Here is a 15,961-nt window from a genome sequence, read left to right on the forward strand (position 1 = left end):
CGACGTCACCCCCAAAATCGACCAGCATATGCAACAAGCCGCCCAAGAAATCGGACAGCGAGTTAATAAAGCACTGGATGAATATCAAGGCCAATCACCAATTCGAGGCGTTACCGACAAGCCCACCAAAGCCAAAGCCGATGAGTTGGAACCACCAAAAGGGAATGAGTTGCCGGGGGCTGGAACAACTCAAACTGATAAAACAAAACCCAAATTAACTAACCGTAAAGACAATAAATTACAACTTATTGATGGAAAGCCCCCTCGGAACGCAGAATTTGCAGGACAAAACTACAGTTTAGATATACATAAAAATACGATCTTGAAACAAAGGCTAGATGCAATGCAGCCAAGAAAAAGGAAAATCAGAGAGTTAAAATTAAAAGAGCTTGCTGAAAAGTATCCTGATGGTGTTAACTTTACCGAAAAAGGTTTTGCGGATTTCAGACCTTATATTATGAAGTATAAAGGTTATCTTGTAGAGGTTGATATAAAAAAATTAAACCCAGACCCTACATCTGGTAGAGGAACATCAGGTTCACAGCTGGACATGAGAAACGCGAATCAATTGATGGAAAATATAGATCCAGCTTGGAAGCAACCGTCGACACATACCTGGCATCATGTAGAGAACTCCACAAAGCTGCAATTAATTCCAAGTGACTTACACTCAACAGTAGGTCACTCTGGCGGTCGAAATACTTACTCATTTTAGGAAATTAGAATGAACTTTGAAAACAGTTATCCAAAAACAAGCTTACTTGAGATTCAAGAGCTCTGTCATGAGCTTGAACTTCAGTTCCCCAAAGAATATGTTGATTTTCTTCTAAAGTTTAATGGTGGTCAGCCTACTAAAAATCAGTTTACTAAACAAAATTCTGACGGTGAATTACTTTTTGACTTTGACATTAATGTTTTATTTGGAATTGGTAAAAATGATACTAGCTTTGATTTGTTAACTATGTTCTCTATTTATTGCGATAGGATTCCTGAAGAGCTACTGCCTATTGGTAATGATGGTGTTGGTAATGTTATTTGCATTGGTGTAGATGGCGCGCAGAAAGGAGGAGTATTCATATGGTGGAAAGATAAGCAAGTTGATGAAGGTGCCGATCCCGATTATGAAAATGTAGATATACTTGCTTCATCATTTACTGACTTCTTAGCAGGCTTTAACGTTTCCTAATTTTCTAACTGAGTTGTAAAGCTAGTAGTTAGCTTTACAACCCTTCCCATCTAAATAGTAAAAAGTCGGTGATTACCGATGCAACAACCAACCTAGACGTCACCGCCAATCAAATTGACGTCAGCGCCAAACAAAATATCACCCTTAAGGCCGATCGCAGCCATCGCAGTGTTATCCAAAGTGATATAAACCTCAAGGCAGACAATAATCTCACCATCACCGCCCCAGCGGGAAGTCAAATCATTCAAAGCCAAGGCAATATCACAGTAAAAGGCAGTGGCTCTGGCAACCTCACCCTTGCCAATGGTGGCAGTGAAATCAGTATTGACTCAAGTGGTAACGTCAACATCTTTGCAGACAAGTTACTGACCTTAAAAGGCAAAGCCATGACCGTGTTTGACGGTAGCATGGAGCAAGATATTGGTGGTAAGCAAAGCGCCACTATGCCGAGTGTACCGCAAATTCAAGCCCTCTCTGAGAATGCTCGACTCTCACTGGCCGCCGATGGCATTGCCACCATGATGAGCAGTACCATTGAGCTGTCTTATACCTATCAAGATGGCAGCCCAATTATGGGCGCACCTTATACCATTCGATTTGCAAACGGCACAGCGCTGACTGGTAACTTAGATGACAGCGGTAAAGCAAAAATTGAGAATGCACCGCCAGGTCAATATACCGTGCAATATGGTGAGGATAAACGCGATTACCTGCCAGAAGATAATCGCCCTAAAAACCCACTGTATGGACAAATCACCCCAACGCAAGCCGCTGAAATGGTACGCAGCGGCAATACCGCACCACTGATAGAAGCCAATGGCATTGCAACCCAAGCAGGCGATTGGTTATGGGGCACACTACAAGGCGACTTTAATCAAAACCCCTCTACGTCACAAATCGTGGTAGGCACCTTGATTTCCATGATACCGATTATCGACCAAGTCATGGATTTACGAGATATCATTGCCAATGTCATGTTACTGACTGACGATGATGAAGCCAACGACACCGACGCTTGGCTTGCCTTTACCTTGACCGGCATTGGTTTAGTGCCAGTAGTAGGCTCAGCAGTCAAAGGCGTAGGCAAGGTTATCTTAAAAAATACCGGAGAATCACTCTCCGCTGCGCTTGCCGTACTGCGCAAGCTCGGTAAAGGCGACCCAGTTAAATACCTAAGAGACATCAACTGGCAAGACCTAGGAAAACAATCCGCTACGGAAGTTAAAAACATCGTCAAAGGCCTGCGCGATTCACTCGATGACATGTCCACCAGTTGGCACTACGACCTACTACTTCCAGACGCCGCCATCGAAGGCATGCAAGCCACGGTTAAACGCCTAGACGACGTCACCCCCAAAATCGACCAGCATATGCAACAAGCCGCCCAAGAAATCGGACAGCGAGTTAATAAAGCACTGGATGAGTATCAAGGTCAATCACCAATTCGAGGCGTTACCGACAAGCCCTCCAAAGCCAAAGCCGATGAATTGGAGCCACCAAAAGGGAATGAGTTGCCAGGGGCGGCAATAAAACGTATGCCGCAACATAAAGTAGCTTGCTTTAAGAAGAACGATAAAGGCACTGTACAAGAATACGACCGACAGTTAGAAGGCCAAATGACAGGGCTTAATAACATGTCAGTAAAAGAATACCTTGATAACCGCGACGCTTTTAAAAAGATTGGACGAAAAGGAACTGGGAAAGCACAAAAGAAAGCAAGAGAAGACTTTAAGAACGAACTTATTTTAAAGTACGAGGAAAAGCTTATTAATAGCGGTGAGTATTTTGGAGATGAAGCCATCAAGCAAGCCAAGCAGCTCGCGAGTAAAGATATGAAAACCCTTCATGCGCTACATAACCCTGATATGATAGCGGGCGGATTAGATGAGGTCGTTGAATTAGGGGATGCAAGTGTGAACCAATCTATTGGCGCGCAATGGAATAATAACGGCTTTGACGACAACGGTATGAAGACTACATCGAGTCGAGTTGAAATAATGGATATTGAGGCAAAAAAGGCACTCTCTACACTTGGTCCCGATGCAAAGTTAAATATGAACCTACATAGGTGCAAATAATGAATAAGTTTTTTGACAATTTTTATAACTATAAAGGTTTTGGGCCGGCTACCCACTCAATTGAAACCTCACAGGAGGTTTTGGACTTTTATCATGATAAATTACCCAAAAAATTACTCGACTACTGGCTAGAGTATGGCTTTTCCAGTTGGGGGAAAGGCATATTCTGGACTGTAAACCCAAAAGAGTATGAAGAAGCTTTAGCGTATTGGTTGCGCGGTACTGAGTTCGAAGAGAGACAATTACGAGGGGCTGATAAGTACCACGTAATCGCAATTGGAGCTTTTGGTCGAATGTTTATTTGGGGTGAAACATCGGGTCAAAGTATTAAAATCAACCCAGGTTATGCAATGATTTTACCTACCAACAAAACTGGAGAGCTTAATAAGTTTGGCTCTGAACGATGTATAGAGTTATTTTTTGCTACGATGTCAAAGGACCTTGTTGATGAGAAAGACCTTGATGATAGGCTTTTATTTGAACGAGCTTTGGAGAAGTTAGGTCCTCTAGAAAATGGAGAAATCTATGGTTTTGTGCCAGCTCTTGCCCTTGGTGGCGAACCTAAGCTTGAGAATCTCCAAAAGGTAAAAGCCACGGAACATTTAGCTTTCTTAGCAGACCTTGGAGAGAAGCGTGTTATGGCCGATATCGTTGCGCTATCTAACCAATTACCCCATAACCAATAGCACTTTTTTAAGTCCTTTAAATACATAGATGTTACAAGGCTAGGTTCAATCATCTCCCTAGCCTACACTCCTCATCAAATTTCTTTTGCTGCTTTCGTTTTAAAAATGACGCACTATGAAACAATAAACGTCGATTGGCCAATTCCCGAAGGCTTGGTTTATCCTAAGTGAGATGATGATGAGCGTACTAATCAATTTGATCGAACAGAAAAACAAAATAGAAGAATCGCAATACCAAGAAGGTTTTTTACTTCCTCCTGCAACTGAGAAACAACTTATAAAGCTGCAAGAAAACTCATTAAGATTTTTTAAGGGGAAAATATCAGACCAGTTTATAGAATTATTAAAAATTTCAAATGGTTTTTCTGTAAATGGTTTAAACGTGTATGGTGCAAACACCATCGAAAGTCCAATTTATCTACCAGGTATAATTGAAGCCAATGAATCATTTTATGAAGAGTGCTCCCTGAAGCAATTTATTGCATATGCTGATGAAAACATGAGTCGTGTAGTTTTCAATTTGAACACCCGACTCTATGCTGTCATAGATAGAGTTACTTGGGAAATAATTGATGAGTATGAAACGTTTGAAGAAGCGTTACTTGCATTAATTGAGGAGAGTTGTGTGTTTGAATAATGCATACCTGTACCAGCTCAGGATTACATGAAATGTTACCCGCTTTCAATCGGTGACTGCCACTCTACGTGTTAAGCGGGTAAATTGAGAAGCCCTGTAGTGCTTCTTATCAATGCCCTAGTTGATCGAGTAAGTCCATTACTTCAACGCTGGCATGTTCCATTTGGTTAAGCTGTTTTACTGCGCCTTGAGAATCACCTGCTTTAAACTTTTTCATTGCTTCTACACCAGCTCTATGGACTTCTTTATGCGGAGCTTCTAGGCGTTTAAACGCATTGTGACCACCAAACTTTTGGGCGCCATCGCCACCAAACCACTTACCTAAGCGGCACATCGTATGATCGGCAAAGTCGCTGATATTTTTATGGCTATTGCCAATAATGACGTTGTATACGTCTCCTTTCCAAACGACATGATCGAGCTTTACGGTCTGGATAAAGGTTTGGGTGGTAGAAACCAAAATGGTGTCTTTCATTGAATCACAACAACTTACTATCCCTTCGTATTCATCGTTTAGGTGTCCAATACTGTCAGATAGCGTGATATTAGACGCTTGAATTTCTTCCACGGCACTTACGGTTGTATGAGTCGTATCGATGATCTTTTTGACCAGATCGGAGACTTCGTTGGCGGACTCGTTGGTGTTGGTTGCCAGTGCACGTACCTCATCGGCGACAACCGAAAAGCCACGGCCAGCTTCACCCGCCCGGGCGGCTTCAATGGCAGCATTAAGCGCTAGCAGATTCGTTTGATCTGAAATTTTTGAAATTGTCGTAACAAAGGTATTAATGCTATCGGCCATCTGCGATAGGCCAGAAATATTGGTGGTCATTCTGTCCATATTACCGCCGAGCTGCTCCATTCCCGTGAGTATTTTACGCAATGCGGTTTCAGATTTAGAAAAGGCGGAGTTTACTTGCTCAATTGAATGGCTTTCTTCTTCAATACTCATAAAGCTTGCAAGAACGGTTTCGCGGATCCCTTGCACTTGGCTTAATCCAGTCAATGCACACTGCAGTAGTTGATTGTCAGTATTATCATTGAGCGCAGCTTGTGAGCTTACAACTTCTTGTTTTAATGACTCATTTTCAGCAACTAATTGCGCATTCGCATGTTTTAAACTGGCAATCTCTTGTTGCGCGGCTAATAAGGCTTGTTGGGTTTCATTGTTTGTAAATAGTTTTGCAAACACGTTATTTTCCCTTGTAACTTGATATTAACGCAAGCTTAGCAATCATTGGAAAATAGTGCTACTTCTTTAGGTTTTAAAAAAGCTATAAATTTAGAGAAGTTAGCGTAGAATTGTGATTGGATTTTGGTGCGCTGAGCATCATTGAAATTGAATCAATAAAACTGTGTTATGGTGTTACCCTCTAGCACTAGACCTGAGTGATTTACCGCGTTTATCGCCATACATATGCTCATCGGCTTCGTGGATGATGAGATCTGCTTGTTTAGCTGGGTCAACTTTGACCATTCCAATACTGACGTTAATTTTGTAATCGTGTAATCCTTTTAATAATGCTGCTCTTACCTCATCTGTATCTGGAAGCACTGCATTAATATAGGCAATAAATTCGTCTCCCCCGATACGAAAGCTGTAGTCTAAGCCAAAGTAATCTTTCATATTCTGCGTAAACTTAATCAAAACCTCGTCGCCAATATGATGGCCATAGTTGTCATTCACCTGCTTGAAATTATCCAAATCGAGGTAGAGCAGCCATTGATTATCAAAGCGATGTGTTTGCAAGCCTTCAAAACATGCGCGACGACTGCCTACACCCGTCATTGCATCATGGTTAGCTTCATACCGCATCCGTTCCTCTAACAACCTTCTTCTCTCTACTTCTTTTTTTAGCTCTGTAATGCTGGCTCTTTTATTGGTGATCATGCAGTAAAAACCAAAGCTGATGAGTAAAAAACCGATATTTTTCAAAGAAGTGTCAAAGTTAAGTAAGGGAATGGAAAAACCGTCGGTGAAATTATCAATAATATCAAGGAGTAGGCCCGCACAATACACAAGTAGGGCAAGGCGTAAGAACGGATTTGCGATTTCTCTGGTGATCAAATTGAATAAAGTAAAAGAAATACCGAACCAGAACAACTCTTCGTAGCTCTCGTATTCGTAGTGACCAATATAGTACATGTAGCCACCAAAAATGATGATGGCTATCCATATGACTAAGGGAGGTAACGCGCGTTTGATCAAAATACTTTGGCTTCTGGTGCTTCAGTTATCTTTAGTTATAGTTAATTGAGCTTCAGAAGCAAGCCGCTTATGCGTTTAACTCAAGTGCTTGAGCAATCATAAATAGATGACTAACAAAAACGAGAGAAGTTAGCACCGTTCGCATTTTTTGATAGTCTTTATGATAGTCACCCCAGCGAGACGAACTGCGTTCTATAAAATATACGAGCCAATATGCGATAGCGAGATAGAGAAGCAACCATTGTGGTGCTGCAATACTAAGCAGGGGGTAAGGGATCACGACAATCACGGCCAGTATCGCTTGTTTGTAGGTTTGCTCACCTGCACGCCATAAACTTCCCGCCATAAAAGCTAGAATCCCCAGACTGTAAAACTGAAAAGCATGAAGCACGTCACTTGATACACCTGTCATTAGCGTCCACGCGATACAAGCCAAAAAGGGAACGAAGCCAAAGTAACCAAGTTGAATATGATTGAAGTACGGGTGCATAGTCACGCTCTGCTGTAGTTAATTGCTGGGATCATACCGTAATTATCTTATTTTTATACTCTTATGCTGAATTAGTTGATCATTTAAAAGTGAGTTATCGGTTTTTCCGATTACAGTGATTCAAACAATCCATTTTATTTAATCATCACTTCCCCTTATCTTTGTACTCAAGCCAAGGCGAACACTAATCGCCAACATTATTTTAAACTAAACAACAGTGAGGAAAGCGATGAGCACTTCATTAATCAATACTAAAATTCAACCATTCAACGCAACAGCATACCATGGTGGCGACTTCGTAGAAGTTTCTGAGCAAGACCTACTAGGTAAATGGTCAATCGTATTCTTTTACCCAGCGGACTTCACTTTCGTGTGTCCAACAGAGCTTGGTGATTTAGCTGACTACTATGCACAGCTACAAGAAATGGGTGTTGAAGTTTACTCTGTATCGACAGACACGCACTTCACGCATAAAGCATGGCACGATGCGTCAGACACCATTAAGAAAATCCAATTCCCAATGATTGGTGACCCAACAGGCCGTATTACTCGTAACTTCGGTGTGATGATCGAAGAAGAAGGTCTGGCACTTCGCGGTACTTTTGTTATCAACCCAGAGGGCGAAATCAAAGTTATCGAAACGCATGACCTAGGTATTGGTCGTAGTGCTAAAGAGCTAGTACGTAAAGTACAAGCTGCTCAATACATCGCATCTCACGATGGTGAAGTCTGTCCAGCTTCTTGGCAGCCAGGTGAAGAAACACTAGCGCCTTCACTAGACCTAGTTGGCAAAATCTAATTTGTCAGGGGAGTGCAGCATGCACTCCCATCTCAACCATCTAGATGAATCAAATTCATCGTTTTTGCGAATTTTTACTGTAGTTTCTGCAGAGGGTTACCTTATATGTTAGACAACCAAATTAAAACTCAACTACAAAGCCACTTTAGCTCTCTACAACGTCCGATTGAACTGGTCATTGCTGTTGATGACAGTAAAAAATCGCAAGAGCTAAAAGGGTTAGCACAAGACTTAGCGTCATTGAGCGACAAAATTACTTTATCTGAATCAAATGAAGGTGAACGTATTCCACAAATGGTGGTGCGTGGCGTTGAAACAAAGAGCGAAATTACGTTTGCTGGTGTGCCTATGGGGCATGAGTTTACCAGCTTGGTACTTGCATTATTGCATTCAGGCGGCCATGCCACTAAGGCATCGGCAGACGATTTGGAACTGATCAGGAATATAGATAACGCATTGAACTTTGAGGTTTACATCTCACTGAGTTGCCAAACTTGTCCGCAAGTCGTACAGGCCTTGAATCTCATGGCGGCTGTTAACTCAAATATTACCACCACCATGATTGATGGCGCTTTGTTCCAAGAAGAAGTGGAATCGCGCAATATCATGGCCGTGCCAACCGTGTACTTAAATGGTGAGCAATTTAGCCAAGGCGCAGTGAGCCTGAGCGATATACTACTCAAATTGGATAGTAAAGCCGGCGAAAAGCAGGCGGCATTACTTAACGAGAAAGACGTGTTTGACGTGCTCGTTGTAGGTGGCGGCCCTGCTGGTGCATCAGCTGCTATCTATGCTGCTCGTAAAGGGCTAAATACAGGAGTAGTTGCGGAGCGCTTTGGCGGCCAAGTTGCCGATACTTTGGGTATTGAGAACTTTATCTCAGTGCAAAAAACGGAAGGTCCTAAGCTGGTTGCACAGTTAGAAGAGCATGTTAACCAGTATGGCGTTGATGTGATGAAGAACCAGCGTGCAGCGGCAATTAACAAAGGTGAAACCATTGATATCACACTTGAAAGCGGTGCGGTATTAAGGGCCAAATCTCTAGTCTTGGCAACAGGTGCACGATGGAGAAGCATGAATGTACCCGGCGAAACCGAGTACAAGGGTAGAGGTGTAGCATATTGCCCGCACTGTGATGGTCCATTATTTAAGGGGAAACCTGTTGCGGTTATTGGTGGCGGTAACTCGGGTATTGAAGCGGCTATCGACTTGGCAAATATTGTTGAACACGTTACGGTATTAGAATTTGCCGATACGCTTAGAGCTGACGAAGTGCTGATCAAAAAGGCGAAAAGTCTTGCTAACGTTACCATTATTAAAAACGCACAAACCACCGAAGTAGTTGGTGACGGCAATAAAGTAACGGGTTTGAACTACACAGATAGAGTGAGCGGTGGATCGCATTCACTATCATTGGCCGGCATTTTTGTACAAATTGGGCTTGTACCAAATACTGAATGGTTAAAGTCGAGTGAAGTTGCACTTAGCCGCTTTGGTGAAATCGAAATTGATAGCAAAGGGGCGACAAGTCTAGCGGGCGTTTACGCCGCAGGCGATGCAACCACCACACCGTTTAAGCAAATTATCATTGCGATGGGTGGTGGAGCGACTGCAAGTTTAGGCGCTTTTGATTACCTAATTCGGTTAGGGCAAGACGACGAGCAAGTCGCTTAATTACTCGCATTACAGGAAAGAATCATTGCAACAATACACCCATGCAATGCTCCCAAGCCACACTTCAACAGTGTGGCTTTTTTTGGCTTAGGTTTCGTAGGTTCATCGCTGCGTGAAGCGGCTCCTACTCCAAAGTGTAGAGTGACATGTGGGCTTTCTATAAAGCAAAAAAGCTTTGAATTGTCCGTACTGTCGCCTCTTTGTCGCCAAGCTTTCACTTATTTGGCGTTTTAAACTTCATATTTTTAGGGTATTACTTAATAACACTAGGGAATAGATATAAGTGTAAAAAATGAAAATTGATGCTGCTTTGATAATCAGGCAAAGGATGCTCAAGGGGTGGACCCAAGAGCAATTAGCTGGTGCTTCTGGTTTAAGCAAAAGAACCATTCAGAGGGTCGAAAGAGAAGCGAGTGCTTCCATGGAAACTCAGAAGGCACTAGCTGCCACTTTTAATTTAGATTATGCGAGTCTTACTCTTAAGGAGGCTAGAGTGATGAAAAAATATGAATATAAAACAGTTGAATTACCATTTAAATTGCGATTTTTTAAATCAGGGACACCAGACGTGCAGTCGTTATTAAATGCTGAAGGGCAAAATGGCTGGCAATTAAAACAGGTTGTTATTCCTGCATCTGGCTTTGGTGAGTCTGACTCCATGGTTGTTATTTTGGAAAGAGAGACAGCATAACAGAGCTAGTGTTGATTCGTTTGTTTACCGGTCGCACCATCACTTCAGATCTAGTTACTATCCACGCGTTGTAATGGCGCTGCCGATATAAACTGCTCAAAATGCTCACACCAAATAATAACGCTCTGAAACTGGGCCAGATCAACTTGGCGATACTTGGGCTGCACGAACTGCGAAAATTGGTTTATGTTAGCAATTTCCACCATGGTGTGTTTTTGTGCTTTAAAGTCGGCTTCTGTCTCTATAAAGGTTTTGGCGAGGTAAAGCCGATAGTCTGGTCCTGGGGCTATCTCGCCCACAAATGCAATGTGGTTATCCGTAAAATAAATCTCACCGGTAGCGTAGTGTAATGCGTCTGAATCTTTAAGCTCCTTTTTGAATTGGCCTTTGTATGTTGCGGCTTTACTGATCGCCAGTAATTCTGTGTGGTTAGCCGCCGGAGGTTGCGTCATTATCGGTAAAGTGTACACACCCATAATAAACCCTGTGATAAACACCACAATGAGCAACAGTAACGTAAATAGCGTTCGCAAAATCATTTCCAAGTGAGCAGTAAAGTCAAAGTATAGCCAAATTTTAAGGCTCTAGTAGGAAAATAGACTGCGTAAAAAGGGTTGTTTTTAATTTTTTTGATAAGAAAAAAGTGTTTTTATTAAATGTAATTTAGTTCCCAATGTAGATAAAACTTTACACAGAGTAGCGCTTTCTGATTGTTAATTATTAGAGAATAAAGTATTTCAATTGTTTTGATTATTATAATAGTCAGAGTAAACAGGTGGTTAGGCCTGAATTAAGGCGTAAAGGTGTTTTTTGGTCTAGTCATAAAGTATTGAATGTAATTAATAATCTCACCTGTTGTTATTGATTTGTGCTTGGGTAAAATGCCTCGAATTCGAGTTGGAGATCACAATAAAATTAACTTGGATACCTTTTTATTACAAAAAATGAAGGCGAGTATGCCATGGGCGTGCAAAAGTTTATCAGTTGTTAAAAATGACAGCGTTGTTTTTACTGTCGAAGCACAGTGGTATGGCCAGGATAAGCTGTGTTTACTATCGAGTAAAACCTATGTGTACAGAGCTAGGCCGAATTTCGGTGATAAGCATCGGTAGACTCTCGCTCATTCTAATCTTAATCGAAGTGGCGGCGGTCACTTCTCTAATACGAGTAGAAGAAAATGAAAAACTCTATGTTAACAGTCAGTATTGCCATGGCACTTGGCATGGCTGCATCGAACGCATTTGCACATGGTTATATGGATAGTCCAAAGGCAAGACAAGCGATTTGTGAGGAGCAGGGCGGATTTTGGTGGCCAAAAGATGGAAGCAATATCCCAAACGCGGCATGTCGAGCAGCTTACCTGGCATCTGAGCATGTGCAGTTTGTTCAAAAGCATGAGTTTGCAGCGAATGTTCCTGATTATTTTAATCTACAAGCTGTACAGGCTGCTGTTCCTGACGGACAACTTTGTGCGGGTGGCGACAGAAACAAAGCAGGTATGAATATCGCGTCGAGTGAGTGGCAAAGAACTGCGATAACGCCAGATGCTCAAAACCAAATTAAAGTGAGATTTCGTGCAACAACGCCTCATAATCCAAGCTTTTGGCAGTTTTATCTCACCAAACCGGAGGCGGATATTCAGTCAAAGCCCCTAGCGTGGCAAGATTTAGAGCTAGTGCAAGAGTATGGCAATGTAGACTTCTTCGTCGCACCAGACGGTAAACGCTATTATGAAATGCAGGTTGCGGTGCCGAGTAAATTTAGCGGAGATGCTATCTTGTATACGCGCTGGCAGCGTGATGATGTGGTTGGTGAAGGCTTTTACAATTGTAGCGACGTTACTATAGTGCGTGATACTACACCGACTGAGCCGGTAAGTTGGACGTCTGCTGGGTTCTTTATTAAACCCGGTCAACAAGTCAATGTAGGTGACACTGTGTGGTTACGTGTGTTTGATGGTGATGGCCAAGAGTTGGTACAAGAAAAACTCTCGATAACACAAAGCAATATCAATCATTGGGCAGCGCAATTTGCTAGCACACTTAATAATAATCATGCGAATACGTTACAAATTGGCGTACAACAAAGTGACGGCAATATTGTATTTGATGCTGCGCAACTCGCTGCTAATCAGCTATTTGTTAGTGTTCCCCAGTACACTTTTAACCTTTCAATTTTAGCTAAGCCACAAAACCGTGCCCCTGTGGTTCATACCCCCGCCGATATCACGCTAAAAGAGGGCTCAAGCACATCACTTCATGTTCATGCGTTTGATGATGACAAAGATCCACTCACCTTTGCATGGCAGATCCCTGCATCACTGAGCTATAGCGGTAGCGGTGCAACTATCACGTTGGCTGCGCCTGGGGTTCAGCAAAATACCGACTATCAGGGGCAAGTAACCGTTTCTGATGGCACGTTTGAAAAAACCGTTAGCTTTACCATCACAGTGACTAACCAAACCGCACCACCAAATGGTGATACGTGGCGTGCCGATCAAGTTTATACCGCTGGTGATACCGCAGTGTATCAGGGAAAAAGCTATCGTGCTAAATGGTGGGTAAAAGGTCAGCAGCCCGATCAAAGTGATGCGTGGGAACTGGTCGATAAGTCCGATGCTAGTAACACATGGAATGCCAATAAGGCATATACAGGCGGCGACAGAGTGAGTTATCAAGGCGTTGAATATCAAGCGCGCTGGTGGACCAAAGGTCAACAACCAGACAAGCACTCAGTATGGCGCAAGCTGTAGTCTAAAACCCCGCTGAAAATCACTGGTAGATACCACTGCCAGTGACCTTAATCTCAAGTGCAAGTGTAGCAGTGTTGGCTTTTCGACAGACGTAAATTTATAAAAATGCAATATAGAAAATTTTTTAGTCGTTTTATTTGAGTTTAGTTGTAAGAAATATTTTCTCACTCTTTAGCTGAGTTTTTAAACTTATTAAATAAGATGTTGTTGTGATTTTGTGAATTTTACATTTATTGTGGTATTTTAATTTATGCAATTTATGGGTTGTTGCGCATTTATTGGGTCCTAGTTTATATTTTTGTGGTTGGGTTGAATTTCCTGTTTTCAATGTTATTATTCTGTTGATTTTTAATTAAAAGGAAATTTCATGAAAGTTTTATCTGCTGGTGCATTATTATTCGCTATAAGTACAACAGCTTTTGCTGGCAATCCAACGAGTGTAGGTGATGTTGTTGCTCGAGATCTATCAATTTCAGGCCTAGGTTGGGCTGGGCACGTTGGGATCTGGGACGGTTCAAAAGTACTTGAAGTATTGAATGATAACACTGTCATTCACAAAAACACGCTGAGTAGCTTTAAAGGTGCTTCCTCATACTGGGGCGCGAAGTACGGTCGTGGTACTAGGCATGGAGAAATCGTTGAAGCTGGGTGGGCCCAACGTAGCTTTGATCCAGAATACACAATCACAGCACAATATACAGAAGGTAAATGGGTATATCAAAATGGTAGTTTTGTAAAAGTGAAGGCAAAGTTCCGTTGTGATACTTTTGTGAACTACTCATACAAAAAGGTTACTGGTGAGAATTTAGTTACCGTTTTCACTCCGAGAAATCTTTATAATAGCTTCCCAAGCACTAGATAATTTGAGGTGGATATGAAACTAATTGCAAAATATGTAGCATTATCTTTATTAGCTGTTTTTTTGGTTGTCATTTATTTTGTATCCACAGCAGAAAAGGAAGTAAAAAAAACTGCAGTAAATAATGAGACCGTTCCTTTTATTAGCCAGTCCGAGCTCATAGCTACACTTCCCGATTTTTATGATATGGATGTTAAATTAACAGATAAAAAAAATAATAAAATATTAGAGTTAGCAGATACGCTTACTTTAACATTAAAGAATAGTTTTGGTACAAAGGCTATGCTTGATTTTGAAGCTGAGCTAATAGAGCTATTAAAAGATCCGACTATATCAAGAAAAGATAAAATAAGTATATTGTGGAATATGGTACAGCAGTTAGGCGTGGAATCAGAGCAAGGCTTGTATGTGCTTGAGTATATGAGTACGTTGGCTCCTATTGAGCTGTCCAATGAGTTAATTTCGCTATTCGAAAGTGCATCAGAGCGGGCAAAATTTGGCTTACTAAATGTACTTGAGACTATCTTACTGGTTAATGAAGAAGAGGCGAAAGTTTCTGCCATGTATTTATCAGAAGTAAAGCAGCAATTACTCGATGTAATTAGTGGTCAACTAGCCAATGTGGAAGATCCTGCATTAGGCTTTTCAATTCTTGAGGCTGTTGTTGGTCACCTTCCTTTTGAGAAAGCCAAACTACTGATAGATGACCAGTTTGTGATATCAGAAAATAAATCTAATAACGTATCAAATGATGCTATCAGAGCAACAAAAGCGGGAATTTATAATCGCCTCGCATTAGCTAACCCTCAATCAAGGACTGAATTTTTGCCGCAATATATTCAAACTCTTAATAATGAGCCTTCACAAACGGTAGAGCGAGAGTCGCTAAGGCAAGATCTCTTTAATATTATCAGAATAGATGAGTTTATGAATGAGGCTCCGCATGAGTTTAAACAAACGGTGAATGCATTTCTGGCACGAGATCTTCCTGTGATGGACATCGACAGTGCTGAATTTGATTATGATGCCATAAAGCTGTATTCAGATTTGTCAATTGCGATGGCAAAATTGAGTGCATCGGCTCAACGCTCTAGTGAGAGCATATATACACAACAGATTAATGCAGCTAAAAGCCCACTTGAGCAAGCGATTTTGATAAGTCGTTCACCGTATCAGCTAAATGAATTATTAACTGATGAATTTACCCGAGCAAGAATTAGCAATGACTTACGAGCAGAGGCAAAACGGATAGGCGCAGATTCTGCCTATGCTGATTTGCTAAACGATGCCGCATCTCGGTTGTAGGTAAACGCGTTGTAGCCACTTTTGATTGGCTACAACACTTACTACGTAAAATCATATATTACATTAACTGTTGTGGTTTGATTTCAATATTAGCGCTATCAGAGCTTACCCATACTTCGCCATCTTGAATGGTAATAGTGAGCTTGATGCTACGATCTGCTAATTGGGCTAAAGCCTGAGTCGCACTATAATCCAAACTGAAAATACTTAGATTTTTAAAGTCGTATAATTTAGGCTGATGTTTTTGCCACCAAATCGCTTGATTATTTTCACCATAGGTGTAAAGGATCACTTGCTTTGATTTATTGCACGCTTTTTTAAGGCGTTTTTCATCAGGCAGTCCTAGTTCAACCCAAAGCTCAATCTCTTCGCTGTAATTCTTAACCCATAGTTCAGGTTCATCGTCAGCGCATAAGCCTTTGGTAAACTCAAGTCCCTCACACGCATTTAGTGCATAAGCAAGTAAACGGATCATTAACCGTTGTTCGTTTTCAGAAGGGTGTTGAGCTAGCGTTAAATTAAAGTCTTGGTAAACATGTCTGTCCATATCACTGAGTGATAGTTGGGCTTTGATAATAGTAGATTTGAGCGCCAT

General features: G+C 41.6%; 16 protein-coding genes. 11 read left to right on the top strand and 5 right to left on the bottom strand.

Going from position 1 to position 15,961, the window contains the following annotated elements:
- The 5 genes from EXT48_RS23130 to EXT48_RS23155 form a co-directional block, all read left to right on the top strand.
- On the top strand, window positions 1-715 hold a 715-nt coding region (locus EXT48_RS23130; RefSeq protein ID WP_130165977.1), incomplete at its 5' end, for an HNH endonuclease.
- A gap of 9 nt (window positions 716-724) precedes the next feature.
- On the top strand, window positions 725-1,186 hold the full coding sequence (locus tag EXT48_RS23135) for an SMI1/KNR4 family protein (RefSeq protein WP_130165978.1): 462 nt from the start codon (window positions 725-727) through the stop codon (window positions 1,184-1,186).
- Between the two features lie 68 nt (window positions 1,187-1,254).
- Window positions 1,255-3,264, top strand: coding sequence for a polymorphic toxin type 15 domain-containing protein (locus EXT48_RS23975; protein WP_240703435.1), 2,010 nt, complete (start codon window positions 1,255-1,257; stop codon window positions 3,262-3,264).
- Window positions 3,264-3,950, top strand: a complete 687-nt coding sequence (locus tag EXT48_RS23150) for a GAD-like domain-containing protein (protein ID WP_130165979.1) — start codon at window positions 3,264-3,266, stop codon at window positions 3,948-3,950. The genes EXT48_RS23975 and EXT48_RS23150 overlap by 1 nt, the downstream gene beginning before the upstream one ends.
- Window positions 3,951-4,128: 178 nt before the next feature.
- The gene (locus tag EXT48_RS23155) at window positions 4,129-4,587 is read left to right on the top strand and encodes a YrhA family protein (RefSeq protein ID WP_223193770.1); all 459 of its coding nucleotides are present in this window, start codon (window positions 4,129-4,131) and stop codon (window positions 4,585-4,587) included.
- A 109-nt stretch (window positions 4,588-4,696) separates the two neighbouring features.
- Here EXT48_RS23155 and EXT48_RS23160 read toward each other — a convergent pair whose 3' ends face one another.
- The 3 genes from EXT48_RS23160 to EXT48_RS23170 form a co-directional block, all read right to left on the bottom strand.
- On the bottom strand, window positions 4,697-5,779 hold the full coding sequence (locus tag EXT48_RS23160) for a methyl-accepting chemotaxis protein (RefSeq protein ID WP_069021784.1): 1,083 nt from the start codon (window positions 5,777-5,779) through the stop codon (window positions 4,697-4,699).
- 174 nt (window positions 5,780-5,953) lie between these two features.
- Window positions 5,954-6,733, bottom strand: coding sequence for a GGDEF domain-containing protein (locus tag EXT48_RS23165; RefSeq protein ID WP_017218245.1), 780 nt, complete (start codon window positions 6,731-6,733; stop codon window positions 5,954-5,956).
- A gap of 130 nt (window positions 6,734-6,863) precedes the next feature.
- A complete protein-coding gene (locus EXT48_RS23170) occupies window positions 6,864-7,286 on the bottom strand; it encodes a DUF3429 domain-containing protein (protein ID WP_039491839.1) in 423 nt (140 codons plus the stop codon).
- A 229-nt stretch (window positions 7,287-7,515) separates the two neighbouring features.
- On the opposite strand from EXT48_RS23170, the gene ahpC reads away from it, so the two are divergent.
- From ahpC to EXT48_RS23185, 3 genes are all read left to right on the top strand, one after another.
- A complete protein-coding gene (ahpC, locus tag EXT48_RS23175) occupies window positions 7,516-8,085 on the top strand; it encodes an alkyl hydroperoxide reductase subunit C (RefSeq protein WP_010377859.1) in 570 nt (189 codons plus the stop codon).
- A gap of 105 nt (window positions 8,086-8,190) precedes the next feature.
- Window positions 8,191-9,759, top strand: a complete 1,569-nt coding sequence (ahpF, locus tag EXT48_RS23180) for an alkyl hydroperoxide reductase subunit F (protein WP_130165980.1) — start codon at window positions 8,191-8,193, stop codon at window positions 9,757-9,759.
- A gap of 292 nt (window positions 9,760-10,051) precedes the next feature.
- Complete coding sequence (locus EXT48_RS23185; protein WP_084204156.1) at window positions 10,052-10,450, top strand: DUF4177 domain-containing protein; 399 nt, start codon at window positions 10,052-10,054, stop codon at window positions 10,448-10,450.
- Window positions 10,451-10,500: 50 nt separating this feature from the next.
- Here EXT48_RS23185 and EXT48_RS23190 read toward each other — a convergent pair whose 3' ends face one another.
- Window positions 10,501-10,989, bottom strand: coding sequence for a DM13 domain-containing protein (locus tag EXT48_RS23190; protein ID WP_130165981.1), 489 nt, complete (start codon window positions 10,987-10,989; stop codon window positions 10,501-10,503).
- 638 nt (window positions 10,990-11,627) lie between these two features.
- Between EXT48_RS23190 and EXT48_RS23195 the strand changes: the two genes are divergently transcribed.
- The 3 genes from EXT48_RS23195 to EXT48_RS23205 all read left to right on the top strand — a co-directional run bounded on the left by EXT48_RS23195 (window position 11,628) and on the right by EXT48_RS23205 (window position 15,366).
- Complete coding sequence (locus tag EXT48_RS23195) at window positions 11,628-13,202, top strand: lytic polysaccharide monooxygenase (protein WP_130165982.1); 1,575 nt, start codon at window positions 11,628-11,630, stop codon at window positions 13,200-13,202.
- A gap of 367 nt (window positions 13,203-13,569) precedes the next feature.
- Window positions 13,570-14,064 (top strand): hypothetical protein, encoded by a 495-nt coding sequence (locus tag EXT48_RS23200; protein ID WP_045989288.1) that lies wholly within the window; start codon window positions 13,570-13,572, stop codon window positions 14,062-14,064.
- A gap of 12 nt (window positions 14,065-14,076) precedes the next feature.
- Window positions 14,077-15,366 carry a hypothetical protein gene (locus EXT48_RS23205; protein WP_130165983.1) on the top strand — a complete coding sequence of 430 codons (1,290 nt, stop codon included), beginning with the start codon at window positions 14,077-14,079 and terminating at the stop codon, window positions 15,364-15,366.
- Between the two features lie 58 nt (window positions 15,367-15,424).
- On the opposite strand, the gene EXT48_RS23210 is transcribed toward EXT48_RS23205, so the two are convergent.
- Window positions 15,425-15,961 carry a YaeQ family protein gene (locus EXT48_RS23210; protein WP_069021772.1) on the bottom strand — a complete coding sequence of 179 codons (537 nt, stop codon included), beginning with the start codon at window positions 15,959-15,961 and terminating at the stop codon, window positions 15,425-15,427.

The organism is Pseudoalteromonas sp. CO348 (assembly GCF_004208845.1).
GTDB lineage: Bacteria > Pseudomonadota > Gammaproteobacteria > Enterobacterales > Alteromonadaceae > Pseudoalteromonas > Pseudoalteromonas maricaloris.

What these genes read in the sequence shown, in the direction of transcription:
- EXT48_RS23135 (WP_130165978.1), top strand. Translation starts at nt 725, where the DNA reads ATGAACTTTGAAAACAGTTATCCAAAAACAAGCTTACTTGAGATTCAA.
- EXT48_RS23150 (WP_130165979.1), top strand. Translation starts at nt 3,264, where the DNA reads ATGAATAAGTTTTTTGACAATTTTTATAACTATAAAGGTTTTGGGCCG.
- EXT48_RS23155 (WP_223193770.1), top strand. Translation starts at nt 4,129, where the DNA reads ATGAGCGTACTAATCAATTTGATCGAACAGAAAAACAAAATAGAAGAA.
- EXT48_RS23165 (WP_017218245.1), bottom strand. Translation starts at nt 6,733, where the DNA reads ATGTACTATATTGGTCACTACGAATACGAGAGCTACGAAGAGTTGTTC.
- EXT48_RS23170 (WP_039491839.1), bottom strand. Translation starts at nt 7,286, where the DNA reads ATGCACCCGTACTTCAATCATATTCAACTTGGTTACTTTGGCTTCGTT.
- ahpC (WP_010377859.1), top strand. Translation starts at nt 7,516, where the DNA reads ATGAGCACTTCATTAATCAATACTAAAATTCAACCATTCAACGCAACA.
- ahpF (WP_130165980.1), top strand. Translation starts at nt 8,191, where the DNA reads ATGTTAGACAACCAAATTAAAACTCAACTACAAAGCCACTTTAGCTCT.
- EXT48_RS23185 (WP_084204156.1), top strand. Translation starts at nt 10,052, where the DNA reads ATGAAAATTGATGCTGCTTTGATAATCAGGCAAAGGATGCTCAAGGGG.
- EXT48_RS23190 (WP_130165981.1), bottom strand. Translation starts at nt 10,989, where the DNA reads ATGATTTTGCGAACGCTATTTACGTTACTGTTGCTCATTGTGGTGTTT.
- EXT48_RS23195 (WP_130165982.1), top strand. Translation starts at nt 11,628, where the DNA reads ATGAAAAACTCTATGTTAACAGTCAGTATTGCCATGGCACTTGGCATG.
- EXT48_RS23200 (WP_045989288.1), top strand. Translation starts at nt 13,570, where the DNA reads ATGAAAGTTTTATCTGCTGGTGCATTATTATTCGCTATAAGTACAACA.
- EXT48_RS23205 (WP_130165983.1), top strand. Translation starts at nt 14,077, where the DNA reads ATGAAACTAATTGCAAAATATGTAGCATTATCTTTATTAGCTGTTTTT.
- EXT48_RS23210 (WP_069021772.1), bottom strand. Translation starts at nt 15,961, where the DNA reads ATGGCGCTCAAATCTACTATTATCAAAGCCCAACTATCACTCAGTGAT.